Annotated in this window: 21 protein-coding genes; 8 read left to right on the top strand and 13 right to left on the bottom strand. The window is 61.5% G+C overall.

All coding sequences use genetic code 11. The features are described from left to right. Positions 1–108: 108 nt before the first annotated feature. From ABD842_RS04420 to ABD842_RS04400, 5 genes are all read right to left on the bottom strand, one after another. Positions 109–1152, bottom strand: a complete 1044-nt coding sequence (locus ABD842_RS04420; protein ID WP_345110612.1) for an adenylate/guanylate cyclase domain-containing protein — start codon at positions 1150–1152, stop codon at positions 109–111. Then, positions 1149–1541 (bottom strand): response regulator, encoded by a 393-nt coding sequence (locus tag ABD842_RS04415; RefSeq protein ID WP_345110609.1) that lies wholly within the window; start codon positions 1539–1541, stop codon positions 1149–1151. The genes ABD842_RS04420 and ABD842_RS04415 overlap by 4 nt, the downstream gene beginning before the upstream one ends. Positions 1542–1685: 144 nt before the next feature. Continuing rightward, entirely contained in the window at positions 1686–3068 is a 1383-nt protein-coding gene (locus ABD842_RS04410) for a sensor histidine kinase (RefSeq protein ID WP_345110606.1), read from the bottom strand. 275 nt (positions 3069–3343) lie between these two features. Next, on the bottom strand, positions 3344–3826 hold the full coding sequence (locus tag ABD842_RS04405) for a hypothetical protein (RefSeq protein WP_345110604.1): 483 nt from the start codon (positions 3824–3826) through the stop codon (positions 3344–3346). Between the two features lie 24 nt (positions 3827–3850). Continuing rightward, on the bottom strand, positions 3851–4555 hold the full coding sequence (locus tag ABD842_RS04400; protein WP_345110602.1) for an NUDIX hydrolase: 705 nt from the start codon (positions 4553–4555) through the stop codon (positions 3851–3853). Positions 4556–4760: 205 nt separating this feature from the next. Between ABD842_RS04400 and ABD842_RS04395 the strand changes: the two genes are divergently transcribed. Then, positions 4761–5255 (top strand): metallophosphoesterase family protein, encoded by a 495-nt coding sequence (locus tag ABD842_RS04395; RefSeq protein WP_345110599.1) that lies wholly within the window; start codon positions 4761–4763, stop codon positions 5253–5255. A 333-nt stretch (positions 5256–5588) separates the two neighbouring features. Here the strand turns inward: ABD842_RS04395 and ABD842_RS04390 are convergent, their stop codons facing one another. Further along, positions 5589–5912 (bottom strand): hypothetical protein, encoded by a 324-nt coding sequence (locus tag ABD842_RS04390; RefSeq protein WP_345110596.1) that lies wholly within the window; start codon positions 5910–5912, stop codon positions 5589–5591. A gap of 115 nt (positions 5913–6027) precedes the next feature. On the opposite strand from ABD842_RS04390, the gene ABD842_RS04385 reads away from it, so the two are divergent. After that, positions 6028–7059, top strand: a complete 1032-nt coding sequence (locus ABD842_RS04385) for a threonine aldolase family protein (RefSeq protein WP_345110593.1) — start codon at positions 6028–6030, stop codon at positions 7057–7059. A gap of 91 nt (positions 7060–7150) precedes the next feature. Next, entirely contained in the window at positions 7151–7795 is a 645-nt protein-coding gene (locus ABD842_RS04380; RefSeq protein WP_345110590.1) for a DNA-3-methyladenine glycosylase family protein, read from the top strand. 4 nt (positions 7796–7799) lie between these two features. On the opposite strand, the gene ABD842_RS04375 is transcribed toward ABD842_RS04380, so the two are convergent. The 4 genes from ABD842_RS04375 to ABD842_RS04360 form a co-directional block, all read right to left on the bottom strand. After that, a complete protein-coding gene (locus tag ABD842_RS04375) occupies positions 7800–8003 on the bottom strand; it encodes a hypothetical protein (protein ID WP_345110588.1) in 204 nt (67 codons plus the stop codon). A gap of 68 nt (positions 8004–8071) precedes the next feature. Further along, the gene (locus tag ABD842_RS04370; protein WP_345110586.1) at positions 8072–8281 is read right to left on the bottom strand and encodes a hypothetical protein; all 210 of its coding nucleotides are present in this window, start codon (positions 8279–8281) and stop codon (positions 8072–8074) included. A gap of 20 nt (positions 8282–8301) precedes the next feature. Beyond that, the gene (locus ABD842_RS04365; RefSeq protein ID WP_345110583.1) at positions 8302–8589 is read right to left on the bottom strand and encodes a hypothetical protein; all 288 of its coding nucleotides are present in this window, start codon (positions 8587–8589) and stop codon (positions 8302–8304) included. Between the two features lie 41 nt (positions 8590–8630). Beyond that, complete coding sequence (locus ABD842_RS04360; RefSeq protein WP_345110580.1) at positions 8631–9551, bottom strand: DUF58 domain-containing protein; 921 nt, start codon at positions 9549–9551, stop codon at positions 8631–8633. A gap of 272 nt (positions 9552–9823) precedes the next feature. Between ABD842_RS04360 and ABD842_RS04355 the strand changes: the two genes are divergently transcribed. After that, positions 9824–10201 carry a DUF3276 family protein gene (locus tag ABD842_RS04355; RefSeq protein WP_345110577.1) on the top strand — a complete coding sequence of 126 codons (378 nt, stop codon included), beginning with the start codon at positions 9824–9826 and terminating at the stop codon, positions 10199–10201. Between the two features lie 222 nt (positions 10202–10423). After that, positions 10424–11524 carry a redox-regulated ATPase YchF gene (gene ychF, locus ABD842_RS04350; protein WP_345110575.1) on the top strand — a complete coding sequence of 367 codons (1101 nt, stop codon included), beginning with the start codon at positions 10424–10426 and terminating at the stop codon, positions 11522–11524. Positions 11525–11655: 131 nt separating this feature from the next. Here the strand turns inward: ychF and ABD842_RS04345 are convergent, their stop codons facing one another. After that, positions 11656–13110, bottom strand: coding sequence for a M48 family metalloprotease (locus ABD842_RS04345; RefSeq protein WP_345110572.1), 1455 nt, complete (start codon positions 13108–13110; stop codon positions 11656–11658). 150 nt (positions 13111–13260) lie between these two features. Then, positions 13261–14715, bottom strand: coding sequence for a M48 family metalloprotease (locus ABD842_RS04340; protein WP_345110569.1), 1455 nt, complete (start codon positions 14713–14715; stop codon positions 13261–13263). Between the two features lie 308 nt (positions 14716–15023). On the opposite strand from ABD842_RS04340, the gene ABD842_RS04335 reads away from it, so the two are divergent. Together ABD842_RS04335 and ABD842_RS04330 are read left to right on the top strand one after the other, a co-directional pair. Further along, positions 15024–16007: a DUF2157 domain-containing protein gene (locus ABD842_RS04335; RefSeq protein WP_345110566.1), complete on the top strand. Its 984-nt coding sequence runs from the start codon at positions 15024–15026 to the stop codon at positions 16005–16007. Continuing rightward, positions 15997–17220 (top strand): hypothetical protein, encoded by a 1224-nt coding sequence (locus ABD842_RS04330; protein WP_345110563.1) that lies wholly within the window; start codon positions 15997–15999, stop codon positions 17218–17220. The genes ABD842_RS04335 and ABD842_RS04330 overlap by 11 nt, the downstream gene beginning before the upstream one ends. A 115-nt stretch (positions 17221–17335) precedes the next feature. Here the strand turns inward: ABD842_RS04330 and ABD842_RS04325 are convergent, their stop codons facing one another. After that, positions 17336–18682 carry a type IX secretion system plug protein gene (locus ABD842_RS04325; RefSeq protein WP_345110561.1) on the bottom strand — a complete coding sequence of 449 codons (1347 nt, stop codon included), beginning with the start codon at positions 18680–18682 and terminating at the stop codon, positions 17336–17338. Positions 18683–19126: 444 nt separating this feature from the next. On the opposite strand from ABD842_RS04325, the gene ABD842_RS04320 reads away from it, so the two are divergent. Next, positions 19127–19831 (top strand): hypothetical protein, encoded by a 705-nt coding sequence (locus tag ABD842_RS04320; protein ID WP_345110558.1) that lies wholly within the window; start codon positions 19127–19129, stop codon positions 19829–19831. The last annotated feature ends 257 nt before the right edge of the window (positions 19832–20088 follow it).

Here is a 20088-nt window from a genome sequence, read left to right as displayed (position 1 = left end):
CGCGGCAAAGGGCTTTTTGCGTTGGATGACAGTTTGCAGAGACGAAGAGGCAGGTCCTTCGCTTTGCTCAGGATGCCAAACGATTTTTGACAGCTGACGTCAGGAACACTACGCCATTACTTCGTAGGTCATCATGGGCTGGGCCTTGTTTTTCAGGACCATTTCGCCGATTGGCTCGCAGTGGAAAGACTCCTTCACTTTCTCGTAGGCGGCCTGGCTGATGACGATCTGGCCGGGCTGGGCCGAGGACTGCAGGCGCTGGCTCACGTTGACCACGTCGCCGATAACGGTGTAGTCGAGGCGCTTGAGCGAGGCCGAGCCGATGTTGCCCGACACCATCTCGCCGGTGTTGATGCCCACCGAAATCTTGGGGCTGTACTCCTGCCCCAGCACCGAGTCGTGGTTGGCCTGCAGGATGGTGCGAATCGACAGCGCCGCGTCGATGGCCCGGTCGAGGTGGTACTCGCCCCGGAACACGGCCATTACCGCGTCGCCCATGAACTTGTCGACGTGGCCGCCCTGGGCAATAACCTGCTTCACAATCTGGTCGAAGTAGGCGTTGAGCATCTGCACCACCGTGGCCGCGGGCAGCTTTTCCGACAGGGAGGTAAACCCGCAGATATCGATGAAGGCCACCGTGGCATCCACGGTTTCGGAGGCCATGAGCGTGTTTTCGAAGCCGGGACGGGCCATGAAGTTGATGACCGTCTCGTCGACGTACATCTTCAGGATGTTGTTTTCCTGGATGGCCCGCAGCGTGTCGCGCAGCTGCTGCACCTGCTGGATGGTTTTTTCCATCGTCAGCTCCAGGTCCACGAAGTCCACGGGCTTGCACACGAAGTCGAAGGCGCCGCGGTTCATGGCCGTGCGGATGTTGGCCATGTCGCCGTAGGCCGAGACGATGACGGTTTTGATGGTCGGGTTGGCCTCGTGCACCTTGGTCAGCAGCGTCAGGCCATCCATTACCGGCATGTTGATGTCGGACAGAATGATGTCGGTATCGGCGTGCTCCACCACGCGGTTCAGGGCTTCCTGGCCGTTGGAGGCAAACACGAACTCGTACTCGCCCTCCCGGATTTTGCGGCGGAATTTCTGCTTGATCAGCAGCTCTAAGTCCGCCTCGTCGTCAACAACCAATATCTTCGTTTTCATAGGGATTTCAGCGAGTCAAGCTTTTCTTTCAGGGCCACGAAGTCCACCGGCTTGGTGAGCAAATCGTTGGCGCCCAGCCGGATGGCTTCGTCGTAGCTATCCTGGTCGCCGTAAGCCGTTATCATCAGCACCGTGGGCGGCGGCGGCGGCGGGGCCACCGGGTAGTCCTGGCGGATGTGGCGCAGCAGCTCCAGGCCGCTCATGCCCGGCATGTTGATGTCGGACAGAATCAGCACCACCTCCGAGAAATGCTCCTGCAGATAGGCCAGGGCTTCCTCGCCCGAGTAGGCAAACGAAAACGTGAGCTCCCCACTACGGATTTCGCGGCGAAAACGCTGCTCAAACAACACCCGGACGTCTTTTTCGTCGTCGACAACCAGTATTTTCATCTCGGTAAAGCTACTATAAACAACAGGGAATCGGGCTTTTCAGCCGGGCAAACTACCGATACGGGTCCCGAACCGGCTCGTAAACGGGGCGCCGGACCCGCGGGCCGGCCGCTGGGGGCCACCCCAGGCGCGGCATGCCGCTGGTCAGATGGGCAGCGTGATGATGAACTCGGTGAACTGCTCCGGCTGGCTTTCCACCTGCAGCGTGCCGCCGTGGCCCTTCACAATGATGTCGTGGCTGAGCGAGAGGCCCAGCCCGGTGCCCTCGCCGCTGGGCTTGGTGGTAAAGAAGGGCTGGAACACCTTGACCTTCACGCTCTCCGGCATACCGGTACCATTGTCGCGCACCCGGATTTCCACCTCGTCGTCGGGGAGGCGGCGGGTACTCACGCGCACCTCGGGGGCGTAGCCGGCCGCACCCAGCTTCTGGCGCTGCTGCACGGCGTAAAAGGCGTTGGTAAACATGTTCAGCAGCACCCGGCCCACTTCCTGCGCCACCACTTCCACGGCCGGCAGCTGCGGGTCGAAATCGGTGGTGAGGGTGGCGTTAAAGCTCTTGTCCTTGGCCCGCAGGCCGTGGTAGCTCAGACGCAGGTATTCGTCGGCCAGGGCGTTCAGGTCCGTGGGGGTCCGCTCCCCGGTGCTGGCGCGGCTGTGCTCGAGCATGCCCTTCACGATGCTGTCGGCGCGCTTGCCGTGGCTGGTTATCTTCTGCAGGTTTACCACCAGGTCGTTGACCAGCTCGGCGGCATACTCCTTTTCCGTTTCCGGCAGCTGCCGCAGCGGCCCTTCCTGCAGTTCCTGCAGCAGCTCCACGCTCACCTCCGAGAAGTTATTGACAAAGTTCAGCGGGTTCTGAATCTCGTGGGCAATGCCGGCCGTCAGCTCGCCCAGGCTGGCCATTTTCTCGGCCTGAATCAGCTGAGCCTGGGCGGTTTTGAGCTCGGTCAGGGTTTCGCGCAGGGCCTCCGCCTGCTGGGTCAGGGCCGAGGTGCGCTCGGCGACCATGCGCTCCAGCTTCACGTTCTGGGCCGCAATAAGCCGGCGGGCTTTTTCTTCCTCTTCCCACGCCAGCTGCTCCCGCTCCAGGTTCTTCTTCTGGCTGCGGGCAATCAGGCCGAAGGTAATCATCCAGATGAAGGCAAACCCGCGCGAGGCGCCGATAACCCCGTCGTACTGCTTCAGCAGCTTCAGGTCCCACAGGTTCAGCATCAGCTCCGCGCTGGCGTAAAGCACGTAGGGCAGCACCGCCAGCAATACGGTACGGGCCGGCCGGTAGTGCCTTAGCGCCGCCAGAATCAGGATAAACAGCGCGTACATGCTCAGCTGGTAGACGTCGTCGAGCAGCTTGGTGTTGAAGTGCACGACCAGGTCAACGACGGACAGCACCACGGCCGGCACCCAGATGTAGGTCAGCAGGCGGTTTACCCGGGGCAGCCGGGTGGGCAGATCCACGAACCGGCGCAGCCCCCACACCATGATCAGGATGGGAATGATACTGAACAGCAGCTCGGAATTAACGTCCATAAAGGGTATATCCTTGGTGCGAATGGTATGCTTGGTCAACGCCCAGGATTTCTTGGAGCCGGGCTGCTGAATAAAAAGCGTATCGTTTCCTTCCCGAATGGAGAAAGACCGCGCTGGTTGGGACGATTGTGGCATAGTCGGGTCCAATATCGGAGCTTTTAGCTGCTTTCAAACCCCTTGGGCCGACCAGCCCGGCCCCAAACGCCCGACGGGCAGAGCCGCTACCGAATAAACGGTGGCAGCCCTGCCCGTCGGCGGAGAGTAACAAGGGGACGCTAGCGGCGCGACACCACGCGCAGGCCCGCTACTTTTTTGGCGTTTTTGGGGTCCGTGACGGGCAGCACCAAATAGTTGGGGGCCGTCAGGCTCAGGTTGCCGCGGCGCATCAGCTCATCCTCATTCGAGCCGATCAGCACCATGTCCAGCACCTTGCGGGTTTTGGCATTAAACGTCACCACCACCGTGGAGCCGTTCTTCTCAAACGTGTTGATCCAGTCCTCACCCTTGGTTGCCTTCATCTGCTCGGGCGTAGGCTCGAGGCCGATAGCTTCCTCCCGGGTTTCGGAAGGCGGCCCCAGCGCGCGGCGCAGCTGATCGATGTTGCGGCCCACCAGCGCCGGCATGTCCAGGGCGTTGGGCCGGGCAGAAGTGACGCTGCCCACATCCGGGGAGCTTTTCTCGGAGGCAGTCTGGGTACCGGTACAGGCGGCGATGCCGCTCAGCAACAATACAAAAGGCAAGTAGCGAAACGGGCGCATAGGCAGCGGGAAGGAGAAGTAAAATTATTTTTCTTTGGCGGGCTCTTTCGCCGACTCCCGGCCGGCTACTTCGCCCAGATAATGACGCACCACCAGGGCGATGGAGGCGTAGGAATCATCGAGCACGGCCAGGGCCTCCTGCGGATTCATCCAGCGCACTTCCTCGATGTACTCCTCCGCCTGGGGCTTCATGAGCGAGTCGTCGGTGCAGCGCATGATGTACCAGTTGGTCTTTTTCAGGATTTTGTTGCCGTTGTAGGCGTAGGAGTGCCAGGTGCTGGGCAGCTCGTCGCCCAGCTCAATCTTGATGTTGCACTCCTCCTCCACTTCGCGCAGGGAGCCAATGGCCGGATCTTCATCTTTCTTGAGCTTGCCCTTGGGCAAATCCCACTTCCCGAGGCGGTAAATCATCAGGATCAGCCCGTCCTTCACGACCAGGCCGCCCGCGGCTTTCACAATCCGGAACTGATCTTTCAGGTGCAAAATCAGCCGCGACTTCTTGCGGGCCAGCATGGTCAGGGATTTCAGCTTTTTGAGCTTTTTCACTTCCATCAGGCGCAGCAGCCGGTCGACGAAGATATCCGTCACGTCGCGCACGAGCACGTCGCCGATGAGGTCTTTGGAAGAAAACTCATCCTCCGAGCTCAGCACGAGGTCGTAGCGGTGCTTGTAGACTTTTTCGCTGGTCTTCTTGATGATCAGCGGAATATCGTTGATGAATACATTCATCGCAGGGTAATCTGGAAGGGCAAATGGAAAGAATTAACGCCGGGTGCTCCGCAAAACACAACATAAATATTGGCAAACGGAAATCGGCAGAGGACGGGCAAGATACGGGATGCAGCCGGTTCAGTTGTCACGCCGAGCTGCACCGGGCATTTTAGGGGAGCCCGACGCGGCCTAAGCCCTTCACCCCTCCTACCTTTACCCCAAGATGAAAAAAATCGGCCTGCTTTCCGACACCCACAGTTACCTCGACGAGCGGATTCTGCACCACCTGAGTGGCTGCGACGAAATCTGGCACGCCGGCGACTTCGGCACGGCGGAAGTGGCCGGGCAGCTGGCCGCGCTGGCGCCCCTGCGCGGCGTGTACGGCAACATCGACGGCCGCGACGTGCGCCTGACGCAGCCGCTGGTGCAGCGCTTCGAAATCGAGGGCCTGCGGGTGCTCATGACCCACATCGGCGGCTACCCCGGGCACTACTCCCCCGCCGCCCGCCTGTTGCTGGCCCAGGAGCCGCCCGGCCTGTTTATCAGCGGCCACTCCCACATTCTGAAGGTGATGCCCGACCCCCGGCTGCCCCTGCTGCACCTGAACCCGGGCGCGGCCGGCCGCCACGGCTTCCACCGGGTGCGTACCCTGCTGCGCTTTGCAGTGGCCGCGGGTAAGGTGCAGCAGCTGCAGGTCGTTGAGCTGGGGCCGAAGTAAAGAGGGAGCCAGGGAGGTGTGCGTTGGGGGTTTGGCGGGCACCTTCACCCGGCCCGTCATTGCGAGGCCAAAGGCCGAAGCAATCCGTCCGCTGAAATGCGAATCGCTCCTTTTTCAACACAAAGCCCCGACGCCTGCCGACGCCTGGGCTTTGCGGTTTACAGGGCTTGCTACCTTGTCCAGGACGGATTGCTTCGCTTCACTCGCAATGACACGTCGAAAAACGCACCAGTTCACGACCTCACTTTTTCACCAACAAAAAAGCGCCTCTCCTGAATGGGAGAGGCGCTTTTTTGTTCTATCAGAAGCCAACCGACTCGGATGGCAAGCTATTTAAAGGGCAATTTCCGGCTTGGGATGCTCGCCTTCCTGACCGTCTTCGTTGACGGGCTTGGTTACGGCTTCGGCCTCGTCGAACGACGCGGCGTTGTCGGCTGCCGTGTTGGCATCAGACTGCTTTTTGGAGCGGGCGGCGGCCTTCTCAGCCTTGGTTTCGGTAGCGGCCGGGGCAGCACCACCGTTGAAGCTGGCTTTCAGCTCTTCGATATCCACGTTCTTCAGAACGGGCGTGAGGAGCAGTTGCTTGATGATGCGCTGCTTGTTGTTGGCGCGCGCAATGTTCTTGCGATGCTTGCGCTTTAGTCGGGTGATACTCATTTCCGGGTCGGTTAAGTCTTTTTGTAAAGGAGGGGCAAAAGTAAGTCTTATTTTTGAAACCCAAAATAGTCCTGCCTTCTTCCTTACCTTCCCGCTCCCCTTTGTGCCCCCAGCTATGCCAGAAGCCCTAATTGATTTACGCTCCGACACCGTCACCCGGCCCACCCCAGCCATGCTCGAGGCCATGTTCCGGGCCCCGGTCGGCGACGATGTGTACGAGGAAGACCCTACCGTCCGGGCGCTGGAGCAGGAAGCCGCGGCCCGCTTCGGGCTCGAAGCCGGCCTGTTCTGCCCTTCCGGCACCATGACCAACCAGATTGCCATCAAGGCCCACACCGAGCCGCTGAGTGAGGTCGTCTGCGAGCAGACGTCGCACATCTACCTCTGGGAAGTCGGGGGCATTGCCTTCCACTCGGGCGCGTCGGTGGCGCTGCTGGCCGGCGAGCGGGGCCGCCTCACCGCCGCGCAGGTGGAGGCCGCCATCCGGCCCGTAAACGTGCACTACCCCACCACCAGCCTGATTTCGCTCGAAAACACCCACAACCGCGGCGGCGGCAGCTGCTACGAGCTGGCCGAAATCGAGGCCATTGCCGAGGTCGCCCGCCGCCAGGGCATTCCGCTCCACCTCGACGGGGCCCGCATCTTCAACGCGCTGGTGGCTACCGGCCAGCCCGCCACCGAGTACGGCCGCCTGTTCGACACGATTTCGGTGTGTCTGTCCAAGGGCCTGGGTGCGCCGGTGGGGTCGGTGCTGCTGGGCAGCCGGGCCTTTATTCAGAAGACCAAGCGCATCCGCAAGGTGATGGGCGGGGGCATGCGCCAGGCCGGCTACCTTGCCGCGGCGGGCCTCTACGCGCTGGAGCACAACGTAGAGCGCCTCGCCGACGACCACCGGCGCGCCCGGCAGCTGGCCGCCACCCTGGCGGCCCAGCCCTACGTCGACTTTGTGCTGCCCGCCGACACCAACCTGGTCATCTTCCGCCTCCGCGACGAGATGCCGTCGGAGCGGTTCCTGGCCCACCTGGAAAGCCAGGATATTAAAGCTTCGGCGTTTGGCCCGCAGATGATCCGGTTTGTGACCCACCTCGACGTGGATGACGTCATGATCGGACGCATCGAAGCCGCGCTGGCAGCCGTGCGGAGCTAGCTGGTGGCGTTCGACGCCCGCCGCAGTCAGGCGACTCCGGGCCGCGGCGGGCGTCGAAAACCGTACGCCCTTCCTATTTCATTCCCTGCGCATGTCCAGTTCCCTTCCTTCCGCCAACGCTTATGCCGCGGCTGAGCAGTATCTGACCCAGGCTGATCCGGTGCTGGCGGCCCTCATTGCCCAGGGGCACGTGGTGCAGCCCGCGGCCCACGAAGATTTATACCTGGCGCTGCTGCGGGCCATCGTCAGCCAGCAGATTTCGACCAAGGCCGCCGCCGCCATCTGGCGCCGGGTGCAGGCCCTGTTTGCCCCCGATGGCTACCCCGAGCCGGCCGCCCTGCTGGCCCTGACGGAGGAAGACCTGCGCACGGCCGGCATTTCGCGGCAGAAGGCGGGCTACCTGCACGACATTGCCCGCTTCGCCCAGCGCGACCAGCTCGACCACGCCCACCTCAGCCAGCTCGACGCCGACGCCTTCACCCAGCATCTAACGCAGATCAGGGGCGTAGGCCGCTGGACGGCCCAGATGCTGCAGATGTTTGCCCTGGATCAGCCCGACGTATTTCCCGAAGGTGACCTGGGCGTGCAGAATGCCATGCGCCGGCACTACGGCCTCGAGGAAACCGGCCGCGCCCTGCTGCGCCGCATGACGGCAATTGCCGAAGCCTGGCGGCCCTACCGCAGCATTGCCAGCAAGTACCTGTGGCGGTCATTAGATAACGAGCCGGCGAAATAGCCCGCTACGCCGCCAGCGCCCCGGGGCTGGTCGGAGCCAGGGGCAGCAGTCGGGCCTTCTGCCGGTCGCGGCGCACGACCAGCATCACCACGAAGAGCGACACGTAAGGCAGGCCGCAGCCGATCAGCAACCAGACCCAGAACCGCCGGCCGTGGCTACAGGCCATGTAGGCCGTCAGCAGGGGCAGCAAAAACAGGTTACCCAGCACTCCGGCAAGAACGAGCTCAGGCCCGAAAACGAACGGCCAAGTGATACTTACCCCAAAGGGAAGCCCCGCTATTGGGGTTTTGCCCCGTCTGAGCTACCGGCCCGCTTCTGATCCAGATACGTGACGACCATGGCGACGAAAATGGCGACGAAGGGCACGAAGAAGCCAAACAGCAGCCAGCGCCACAGCGAACGGTCGTTCATGTGGGCAATGTAGGCCGTTATCAGCCCGGAAAACAGACAGGGCAGCGACAGGACACCCAGGAGAATCAGATCCATCTTACCAGTAAAGCCGCAAGCTACCGATAACGGTCCGGAATGAACGTCAGCTGCGGCTCCAGGCGCCAGTCCAGCGGCTTCAGGTTGGGGTAATGCCAGCTCGCGCCGCCTTCCAGCCAGTTGGCCCGGTGCCGCCGGGCGCTTTCGGGCGAGTAGTCATTGTAGCCGAACTCGGCGCCGCAGCACTCGCAGAAAGTAAAATCCGGCGTGCGGTCGTCCACACCCCACGGCGATTCGTCGTAGCCCAGGCCGCAGACGCGGCAATTCCAGATAATCATCGGTGGATAGGGTTCTGATAAGGTTTTCATGGGTAGCATAGCGGTAAGAAATAAAGTCGGCCGACGGACGGTTAGCGCACCTTCCGGCGCTTCACGAGGTAGGCATACAGCACCTTGTCGAACGGCTCCCGGATGTCTACCGGCACAAAGTCAATCTTGTACTGCCCGCAGCGCAGGGCCAGCTCGTGCTCGTACTGCTGCATGGCCGCCCGGTACTGCTCGCGCACCTGGGCCGGCTGCAGCTTGATCTGCTCCCCGGTTTCCACGTCCTCGAACAGGTAGGGCCGCTCGGCAAAGGCAAACTCCGACTCCGTGGCCCGGTCCATGATGTGGAACAGCAGCACCTCGTGGTGCTGATGGCGCAGGTGCTGCAGCGCGGCCAGACTCTGGGTCTGCTCCTCGGGGGTGCGCCCCAGCATATCCGAAAACAGGATTACCAGCGAGCGTTTGGGAATCTGCTGGGCAATCTGGTGAATCACGCCGGCCACGTCGGTGGTGGCGCGGCGCGGCGCGGGTGGGCGCTCCAGCAGCTGCTGCAGGGTGAGCAGCAGCGTGTGGCGGTGGGCCGTGGTGGAGCGCACCGGCGTCTGGAGCTCGACCTGCTCGGCAAACGTGACCAGGCCCACCGCGTCGCGCTGCTTCTGCAGCAGCGTGGTGAGGGCCGCCGCGCACAGCACCGCGAAGCGCAGCTTGTCGTGGCCGGGGGCGGGGTAGTACATGCTCGGGCTCACGTCGAGCAGCAGGTGGCAGCGCAGGTTGGTTTCCTCCTCGTAGCGCTTCACGAAGAGCTTATCGGTGCGGGCGTACACCTTCCAGTCGAGGTGGCGGGTGCTTTCGCCGGGGTTGTAGAGGCGGTGCTCGGAGAATTCGACCGAAAAGCCGTGGTAGGGCGACTGGTGCAGGCCCGTGATGAAACCTTCCACCAGCTGGCGGGCCAGAAATTCCAGGTTCTCAAACGAGCGGACGGCAGCCAGGTCGAGGGGTTGGGCCATGCGGCAAAATATTAAAAAAATTGAATAAAAGACCGCGGCTACACGGGTGAGGCGGACGGGTAAAAATAGAAACCGGCTAACTGGCAGACTGGTTGCATATGGGCCACCGGCTTGCATAGAGCGGGCACCGGAGGTACTTCACGGGCTGCTTAACAAAGATAGTCAAGGTTTTGAGTAAAAAATCCCACCTCGAAATTTTTATATTCAGCCAGAACGATTTACTTTGGGAGGCAATTCAACCATCTTGGAATAACTCAACCATTTGAAGGCCCGTGGAAGACCGTCACGATCAGGAAGAAATTTACTCCCAACGCATTAAAGCAGGTAAGCGCACGTACTTTTTCGACGTGAAGGCAACGCGGGGGCAGGATTATTATCTCACCATTACCGAAAGCAAGCGCAAGCTGCGCGACGACGACACGTTCTCGTACGAGAAACACAAAATATTCCTGTACAAGGAAGACTTCCTCAAGTTTGTGGATGCCCTGCAGGATGCCGTGGAGTATGTGCGCGAAGAGCTGTTGACTGCGGAAGAAGTGGCCGAGCTGGACCGCCCCCGGCAGCACTACGACGAGCAGCCCTACAACGGCAACGTGAATGGCAACGTGAATGGCAATGTGAATGGCAACGTCAGCGACGACAACTACTAACCCGCCCGCCTAGCGAAAACAACCCCTACTCCCCTTTGCAGTTCAGCTTCCAGTACCGCGCGGCGCGCCCAGGTTTTCGGCCTGGGCGCGCCGTTTGCGTGCCCCGCCGCCGGAAGGTGGGCGCGGCTGCTGCTTTCCCCGAAAATCAGCCGTACCTTTGCCCCTGGAATGGCCCGACGGGCTTAATTCCTACTTCTTAATTTCTAATTCTTACTTGAAACCATGGGTCTCCGCTGCGGAATCGTCGGTTTGCCGAACGTGGGTAAGTCCACGCTGTTCAACGCCCTTTCGAACGCCAAGGCCGAATCGGCCAACTATCCTTTCTGCACCATCGAGCCCAACGTGGGCGTGATTACCGTGCCCGACGAGCGGCTGCAGATCCTGGAGGCGCTGGTGAACCCCAAGCGCGTGCTGCCCACCATCATCGAGTTTGTGGACATTGCCGGCCTGGTGAAAGGGGCTTCCAAGGGCGAAGGGCTGGGCAACAAGTTCCTGGCCAACATCCGCGAGGTCGACGCCATCATTCACGTGGTGCGCTGCTTTGATGACCCCAACATCGTGCACGTGGCCGGCGGCGTCGACCCCGTATTTGACAAGGACGTAATCGACACCGAGCTGCAGCTCAAAGACCTGGAAAGCATCGACAAGAAGCTGCAGAAGTCGGAGCGCTCGGCCAAGGCTGGCGATGCGGCGGCCAAAAAAGAAGTAATCGTACTGCAGCGCTTCAAGGAGGCCCTGGAAGGCGGGCAGAATGCCCGCGCCGTAGCGGCCGACGAGCTGGAGCTGGAGGCCGTAGCCGATCTGCAGCTGCTCACCATCAAGCCCGTGATTTACGTGGCCAACGTGGACGAGGCCAGCATCAAGACCGACGGCAACCACCACGTGACGGCCCTGCGCGAGCATGTGAAAGCCGAAAGCGCCCAGGTGGTGCTGGTATCGGCGGCCATTGAGGAGCAGATTGCCGACATGGAAGACCCCGAGGAAAAGGAAATGTTCCTCGGCGAGTACGGCCTCACCGAGTCGGGCCTGAACAAGCTGATCCGCGCCTCCTACGAGCTGCTGAACCTGATTACCTACTTCACCGCCGGCGTGCAGGAAGTACGCGCCTGGACCATCCACCGCGGCGACAAAGCCCCCGCGGCGGCCGGCGTCATCCACTCCGACTTCGAGAAGGGCTTCATCCGCGCCGAGGTCATCAAGCTCCCCGACTACCAGGAGTACAAGACCGAGGTGAAAATCAAGGAAGCCGGCAAGATGGCCGTGGAAGGCAAGGAATACGTGGTGCAGGACGGCGACATCATGCACTTCCGCTTTAACGTATAGCCTCCCGAGCTTCAGACAACAACCAAAAAAGGCCACCCCAGCGGGTGGCCTTTTTCTTTGGCAGAGCAGCTCAGTCACTGTACTTGCCTGCTGCCTGCTGACTGCGCATCAACTCAGAAATCCTCCGTAGGCTACTTGCCAACCACTTTAAACAGGCTACCAGCCGGCAGCTTGTCCGTCAGCTTCATGCCGTTGAGGATAGCCAGGCTTTCGCGGCGGGCGGCGGGCACACCATTGGCGGCCAGGGCAGTGGCCAGGGTCTGGCTGGTTTTGGCCGTCCGGATGCGGATACGCTCGGGCTGGCGGTTGAGCTTGCTGGCCTCGGTGAGGCGGGCAAAGCCCTGGGCGGTACGCTGAAACTGCGGCGCGTAGGTATCGAAGGTCGAGGGCGCGGTCAGGCCCACGAGGGCGTAGATGGACTGGCCATCCTGAATCAGGTAGCTGAGCGTGCGGGCCGTAACGCCCTGCTGCCCCTGCTGGTCCTGGCCGATCTGGTCGCCCTGAATGGCAATGGCGGGGAAGCTGTTGATGGTGGTGCGGCTGGCCTGGGGCGACTGCAGGTTCAGCTGCTTGGCCAGGGCCTCGGCGGCGGCGTCCAGGGTGCCGCTGCCGGCCGGAATCAGGATGATGACGGCTTTGCCGTTGGGCTCCGCCATCTGAAACTGCGAAGGTGAGTTCTGCGACTTCCAGCCCGACGGAATGGGGAAGCGGAACTTCAGGTCGGGGTGGTAGAACACGCCGCCTTCCACGTAGCCCTCCCGCGGGTTGTCGCCGTAGGCCAGGCCGTCGATGAGGCGCAGGTACTGGTCGCGGTTGACGGACAGCTGGCGGCCGGCCTGCTGCTCGGCCTGCGCGGCCATCTTTTTCACGTTCTGGTAGCGGTCGGCCGAGTTGGGGTGCGAGGAGAGAAACGTGGGAATGGTGGCGGCCCCGCTGCTTTGCTCGGTCCGCTGCAGGGTCAGGAAGAAATCGGCCATCGTGGCCGGGTCGTAGCCGATCTTGGAGGAGTACTTCACCCCCAGCTGGTCGGACTCATTCTCGTCGTCGCGGCCGTACTTGAGCAAGCCCAGGCCCACCACCTGCGAGGCCGGCTGGGCAATGGATGCTATCCGCTTCGAGAGCAGGGAGCCCAGCAGCAGGGCGCCGTTGGCCACGGTGGAGCGGGTCTGCTGCTTTTGTCCGTGGCGGGCCGTAATGTGGCCTATTTCGTGGCCCAGCACCCCCGAAAACTGCGCTTCGTTGTTGAAGTGCGCCATGATGCCGCGGGTGAAGTACACGTGGCCATCGGGCGTGGCAAAGGCGTTGATGACAGGCGAATCGACGACGGTAAAGCCTTTCACGTCGGCCGGCCGGTCGGACACGCGGCCCATCTGCATGCCTTTCTCATCGATGAAGCGCTGGAGCGTGGGGCTGTTGAGCAACCCAAACTGGGCTACGATCTGCGGGTCGGGCTGGGCGCCCTGCACGGGGGCCGCGACGACGGCAGCGGCGGTAACGGCCGGACTTGGGGTGGTAGAGCTGGCCAGGGGCAACAGGAGCAGCCCCAGGGCGGCTACAGGAAGAACGTGGAGGGCGGAAACAGGCATGGGCGGAAGGCGGCATCGGCCGCGTAGCGTGGGAGAAAGGACGAGCTTGCAACGGGCAGCCCGAGAGCAGGGTTGCAAACAGCAGGCCAAGCCGGCGCGGGGACTGGGCCAAGGCACGGGTTGGCGGCGGGGCGCGGCGGTGACTTCGGCTTATTTGCCGACCACTTTAATCAGGGAGCCGGCATTGACCTGCTCGTTGAGCTGCATGCCGTTGAGGATGGCCATTTCCTCCAGCCGGGCTTCGGGCACGCCGTTGGTTTTCAGCGCCTGCCCCAGGTTGCTGCGCAGCTTCAGGGTTTTGATGCGCACGTGTTCGGGCTGGCGGCTGAGCTTGTCCGGGTCGGTGAGGCGGGCAAAGCCTTCCATGGTAGCGGTGAAGGTGGGCTGATAGCCGCCAAAGTCGGCCGGCGCGGCGGCCCCCACCAGGGCATAGATGGTTTTGGCGTCCTGAATCAGGTATACCTGAGTGCGGATGCCGGCCACCGCCTGCCCGGTCTGCGGATCCTGCTGCACCTGGTCGGCCACGAAAGCCACGGCCGGGAAGCCGTTGACGGTGAGGCGGCGCGAGTCGACGGGCTGCAGGCTGAACTGCTTGACTACGGCCTGCGCTGCCTCGTCGAGGGAGGCCCCGGGCGCCAGGGTCAGCATCATCAGGGCCTTGCCGGCGGGGTCGGCCATCTGAAACTGCTGGGGCGTGTTCTGGTGCTTCCAGCCGGCCGGCACCGGGAAGCGGAACTTCAGCTCGGGGTGGTAAAAGGCGTTGTTTTCCACGAAGCCCTGGCGCGGGTCTTCGCCGTACACGATGCCGTCGATCAGGCGCAGGTACTGGTCGCGGTTGACTTTGAGGTTCTTGGGGTTGCCGTTCTGCTGCTTCCACTGGTCGGCCAGCTGGTGCACGCGGTTGTAGCGGTCGGCCGGGTTGGGGTGGGTCGACAGGAAGTCGGGAATGGCCGGGGTGCCGCTTTTGGCCTGCTCCCGCTGCAGGGTCTCGAAGAAGTCGGCCATCTGGGCGGCATCGTAGCCAATTTTGCTGGAGTACTGCACGCCCAGCTCATCGGACTGGCTTTCGTCGTCGCGGCCGAACTTGAGAAACAGCAGCTGCATGCCCTGCATGGCCTGGTCGCCGAACTGCGCCAGCCGGGGCGAGGCAATCATGGCGCCCATCATGCCCACCTGCCCGATGATGGCATTGGTTTGCTGCTTGGCCGAGTGCCGGGCCGTGACGTGGCCGATTTCGTGGCCCAGCACCCCGGCAAACTGCGCCTCGTTGTTGAAGTGCGCCATGATGCCGCGGGTGAAATACACGTAGCCCCCGGGAATGGCAAAGGCGTTGATAACCGGCGAGTCGACGACGCGGAACTGGTACGTCAGGTTGGGCTGGTGCGAAATGGCGCCCATGGCCTTGCCCTTCTCGTTGATGAAGTTCTGCAGCTTCTGGTCGGGATACAGGCCAAACTGCGCCACCACGGCCGGGTCGGACTGCTGGCCCATGGCCAGCTCCTGCCCTTTGGAGACGAGCATAACTTCTTTTTTACCCGTGACGGGGTTGGTCGAACAGGCGGAGGTGAGCAGCAGGACAGCGGCCAGAGGCAGGGCAGATTTCATAAGTGGGCTGGTAGAAAGCGTGTGTTGCTGCAACGAGCGGCCGAAGCTTTGGTTACGCAACCCAGCGGCCCGCCGGCGCCGGCGGGCTGGGCGGAAGGCAGGAGGCGCACCTTCGAAAAAAATAAAACAAGGGTATTACTCCTTGGCTGTACCCCGTTTTATTTTCTTGAGGATACGACTTTGGGCGCTGACTTAGCACTGATCTGCCAGCCGGCAAGCCCCTATTGACCGCAGAGCGTAGAGAAAAGTCTATGTTTACCCCGGAGCCCTGACCAGCTGCACCGCCATTCTTCGCTGTCCTGTTCTGTATGACCGAAAAAATCCTGGCCTCCCTGCGGGCCCTGCACCTGCTTTCAGCCGAGCAGGCGGCCGCCATGGCCAGCTACGAGCGGGAAAAGCCCTTTTCGCTCTACTACGAGCTGCGCACCTTCCTTTCGCTGGGCGTCACGCTGCTGAGCACCGGCCTGGGTCTGCTGATTTATAAGAACATCGACACGCTCGGCCACGGCGTGCTTGTGGCGGGCATTGCGGGGCTGTCGGCGGCGGGCTTTGCCTATGCCTACCGGCAGCGGCAGCCGTTTACGTGGCAGCTGAACCCCAGGCCCTCCACCGGGGCCGACTACGCGCTGCTGCTGGCCTGCCTTACCCTGCTGACCCTGGTGGGCTACCTGCAATACCAGTACAGCTTCTTCGGCACCCGCTACGGCCTGCTGGTGCTGGTGCCGACGGTCGTGTTCTTTTTCTGCGCCTACCGCTTCGACCACCGGGGCGTACTTTCCATGGCCCTTACCGGCCTGGCCGCCTGGGTGGGCGTGGCCATTGCCCCGCTCTCGGCCTTTTCGCAGAACAACTACGACCTGCCCCACCTCGATGCGGCGGCCATCGGGCTGGGCCTGCTGCTGGCGGCCGGGGGCCTGGCCTCGGAATACCAGGACCGCAAAAAGCACTTCGGCTACACATATCTATTGCTGGGCAGCAACCTGGCCCTGCTGGCCCTGAGCAGTGCGCTGTGGCGCAGCCCCTACAATGCCGGCTTCCTGCCGCCCGGGGCGGCCGCGCTGCTGATGCTGGGGCTGAGCGGGGCGTTGTACTGGTACGCGCGCCGCACCCATTCCTACGTGTTTGTGCTGCTGGGCGCGCTCTACGGCTACATAGCCCTGACCTACCTCTTTTTCCAGCTCGACAACAGCCTCTCTGTCGGGCTGGCTACGATCTACTTCCCGCTGTCGGCAGTAGGCGTGGTGCTGTTACTGCTCAACCTGAAAAAAATAGTTGCCAGCCATGAGCAGTAAGGCTTATAACGAACAAGGCATTTTCAACCGCCTGGTGCAGGATACGGCCCGGCGCTGGGGCAAAACCGGGCTTCTTTCTTCCGAGCAGGTGGGCAGTATCCGGCAGGCCTTTCCCAGCGACTTTTACGAGCCCCACCTGTTCGTCAAAATAGCCCTGTTCCTCTTCACCTGCTTTGCGGTGGTCACCGTATCGGGGCTGGTTTTCCTGCTGCTCAGTGAAGGCTCGTACAGCGGCTCACAGAACCGGGAGGGGCGCCTGCTGCTGGGCTGCCTGCTGAGTGGGGGGGGCGCCATCGGGCTGCTGGAAGTGCTGATCCGGTCGAATCAGCTCTACCGCTCCGGGGTCGACAATGCGCTGCTGTACGTGGCCCTGGGCTACTTTGTCGCCGTGCTGGCGTTCGGGTACAGCCTTGCCCTGCCCGGCTCCCTGGACCCGGAACTGCTGCTGGCCCGCGGACTGCTCGGGTGGCTGCTGCTGCCGGGGCTGCTGCTCCTGCTGGCGGCCGTAGTGCGCTACGCCGACCCGCTGGTGGGCGCCCTGAGCTTCGGGCTCTACCTGACGACTGTAGCCGTGTTGCTGCTGCAATTCAGCAGCGGCAAAGCCCTGCTGCCCTTTGGGCTGATGCTGGCCTCGGCCGGGGGCTACCAGCTGGTTGGCCTCCTTTCCCGCCGCCCCGACTACCTGTACTACCGCACCTGTTTGCGCACGGTGAAAGTGCTGGCGCTGGCGGGCTTCTACCTGGCCGGCAACTATCTGGTGGTGCGCGAAGCCAACGCCCTGCTCCACGGCCTGCCTTCGTCGGTGCAGATCAGCTTCGCGCCGCTGTTTTACCTGTTTACCGGCGCTCTTCCGCTGCTCTACCTCTACCAGGGCCTGCGCCGGCACGACCGGATCCTGCTGCATACCGGCTTGCTGACGCTGGCCTTCTCCCTTTATACCTACCGCTTCTACCGCGCGGTGCTGCCCCCGGAAGTGGCCCTAGCCCTGGGCGGCGCGGTCCTGATTCTGCTGGCCGGCGCCGCCATGCGCTACTTACGCCCCGCCAGGTACGGCCTCACCGCCGAGCCCACCGACCAGCCCGCCTTCAGCGTGCCGGAGCTGGAGTCAGTGGTTATGTCGCACGTCACGGAAACAAGCATGCAGCCCCATGAGCCAGGCTTCCGGTTTGGGGGCGGCTCCTCGGGCGGTGGCGGCGCCGAGGGCCGGTATTAGCGCGGCCCGGTTTGCCAAAGCCCGGCATTCCGGGCTTGCGAGGAATCTACCTGAGCCGCAGAATGCCCGGAATGACGTGCTGTTTTATCCCTTACCACAACTCCCCGACTGCCCCTTACCGCTGCCGGCTGTTGATGGTGATGGCCTGGTAGCCGATGAGCAGGTCGGCGCGGGTGCCGGGCGGACGGTAGTACACCAGCAGATCATACTGGTTTTCGGTTTCCTGGTGGCTGCCTTCGAAGTACACGTCGTCGGGAGCCGCGCCGGGCCGGGCCACCACGTAGTAGTAGTTGTAGTAGCCCTGCTTGAGCAGCACGCGGGTGTTGTACTGCCGGGCTTCCGCGTCGTAGGTCATCCGGAACTCGTCCTTGAGCTTCCAGTCGGTGAGGGCGCCCAGCACGTACACGGCGCCCGGCGCCTGCTGCTCGGCCTGCAGCTGGAAGGCCACGGTGGCGTAGTCGCCGTTGGAGGCGCCGTTGCCGTATTCGCGGTTTTCAAACACCCGCTGCCCGTTGATGTCGTCGTACTGCGAGTAGGCCTGCCCGTTGCGGCTGACTTCGTTGGTCAGCACCACCGAGCGGGGCGAGGCGTTGGGGTCGAGCTGGGCCATGCCGGCACCCATCACCCGCAAGGAGCGCAAATCGAAAAAGCGGAACTCGTTGCTGGCCGCAAAGGCATTCTCGAAGTTGAAGTACTGGTAGTCCAGCCGCTGCTCGGCGTCGCGCACGAAGGTGGGGCGCAGGTTGTACTTGGCGTTGTCCCAGCGGAAGTTCTGGCGCAGCAGCACCTTCACTTCCTGGGCCGGATTGACCAAGTTGACGCCGCCGTAGCCGATGGAGAAGTCGACCTGCTGCAGGGTGTAGCGCTCGGCACCGGCCACCGGAATGCCCTGGCGCAGACTGACCTGCACCTGGTTTTCGTAGACCAGCACCCGGCGGCTCAGCACCGGCACGCCGCCGGCGCTCTGCACCAGCAGCAGGTAGTTGCCGCTGAGCTTCACCCGCGGCATCTGCATCTTGTAGTGGTAGTAGGGCACCTTGGTGCCCACGCCGGTGCGGTAGTCGGTGATGAGAAACTCGTTTATCTCGCTCAGAAACTGCATGTCGGTGAGCACCGAGGGCTGCCAGTTGGCGTCGCAGTGCACCAGCCTGGCCGTGAAGCGCTGGGAATTGGAGCCCAGCAGGTCAAACTCCAGCGTGACGGGCTGGCTCTGGCCCAGCGGCACCACCGGCGGCTGGAATACCTCCGTGGGCTGGCCCGTGGCCACGTAGCACTGCACCGAGCGCACGTCGGGATTGTAGACGTAGTCCTCGTAGCGGATGGTTTTGTCGGCGTAGTACTCGGGCGGGGGCTGCTGGCCGGGCGCCGGGCGCCGGGCCGCATTGGGGTCGGTGATGGGCGTACCGAGCGGAACGCAGGCAGTGGCGAGCAGCAGGAGCGGAAAGGCGAACAGTAAGCGCATAGCGGCGAAGGTAAGGAGGCGGTGGTTATCGTGCTACGCGGCGGCAGCAAGGGCAAACAGGGCCGCGCCCTGCCACGGCTCTATAGCCCACTACACCGGCCGCAGGAGCCGTTGCGCCCGGCCACATTCCCGTTTGAGGGCCAGCAGCCCGGCGCCCCTTACAGTGCCCGGAGCCTGCAGCAGGTAATAAAACAGGCCGCCGCGCGTGCCCAGGTCAGCCGAACGGTTACCTTGCACCTGCTCCGGCACTCCTACGCAGCTGATGGAGGCGGGAGCTGACACCCGCATCATGCAAACCCGGCTGGGACACAGCCGCATCAAAACCACCGAAACTTACCCCCTGTGGCTCAGCACAACTACCCCGCCTCGCCCTTCGACAGCTTCGGGTTACAACCGGGCGAGTTGCGGCAAGCATGCTCATTTGGCCGATAGTACGCAAGTGAGTTGCGTACTAAAGATGTATTGCCGCAACTTACTCTAGCGGCGAGTTGCGGCAATCCAAATGTTAGCGGTCACCTTAAAACAGCATTCGTTATGCAACAATATTTAATTGACATTGAATATGCAGCAACAGCTACCATTTATTCAATTTGGCATGAGTTAGAAGAAATAAATAAACTTGACAAAGAACTTCAAGTTCTTATTAGAGTTGCACAAGACAAATATCGCAGAGCTGACAATCTTCAAGAAAGCGAAGACATTGATGATTATATGACAGGAGTAGGGTTAATGTGGGACGCTTATTTTACAGAAGATAAAGAAGCTTTTCATAAAGACAAAGAGATTGATTTAAAAAGAAAAACATTGTTAACCCACGAATTTGCAATTGCAAGTTTATCAGGCTCGTTATTGCAAATGGCTAAGCAAGGTATTTCAATCATTCATGGTGGACTTGCGAATTGTCCTAATGGTCGTCTCATTGGTACACAGGCTTTAAAGCAAATTATTTGGCAAGGACGAAATCAAGCCATTCATTTTGAAGAAGGAAATTTTAACCCAGCAGTTATAACTTGTTTTGACACATTAACCAAAGAAATTAACCCTAAATTTAATCGGTTTCGTACCGCTAACTTGGCTTTTGACATTGTAGAACTTCTAAGTTGGAAATCTTTTATTGATTTCAAAAATGACTTATCTCAATTAACATAAGAAGAAAGGCGAACCGCTAACACGGGGTTTTGCAATATTGGGGCAGGACGTTTTAATCTTCATCATTAGTAACATGGCAGCAGTTGTTCGGGCAGGACAAGCATCGGTGGGCTTTTGGTTGTTATCTTGATACATTTATTTTTCAATCAGCAGCGGTTCCGGGCTTGACGTTTTTCAAATCCCCCAACATCGCAAAGCCCTGTTCGTTGCTTTTACCAGAAAACGCCCCGCAACGAATCCGTTACGGGGCGTTTTCC

It is taken from the genome of Hymenobacter algoricola (genome assembly GCF_039539525.1).
GTDB lineage: Bacteria > Bacteroidota > Bacteroidia > Cytophagales > Hymenobacteraceae > Hymenobacter > Hymenobacter algoricola.
Note: the sequence above shows the minus strand (reverse complement) of the source record. Positions and strands in the feature narration are given on the sequence as shown.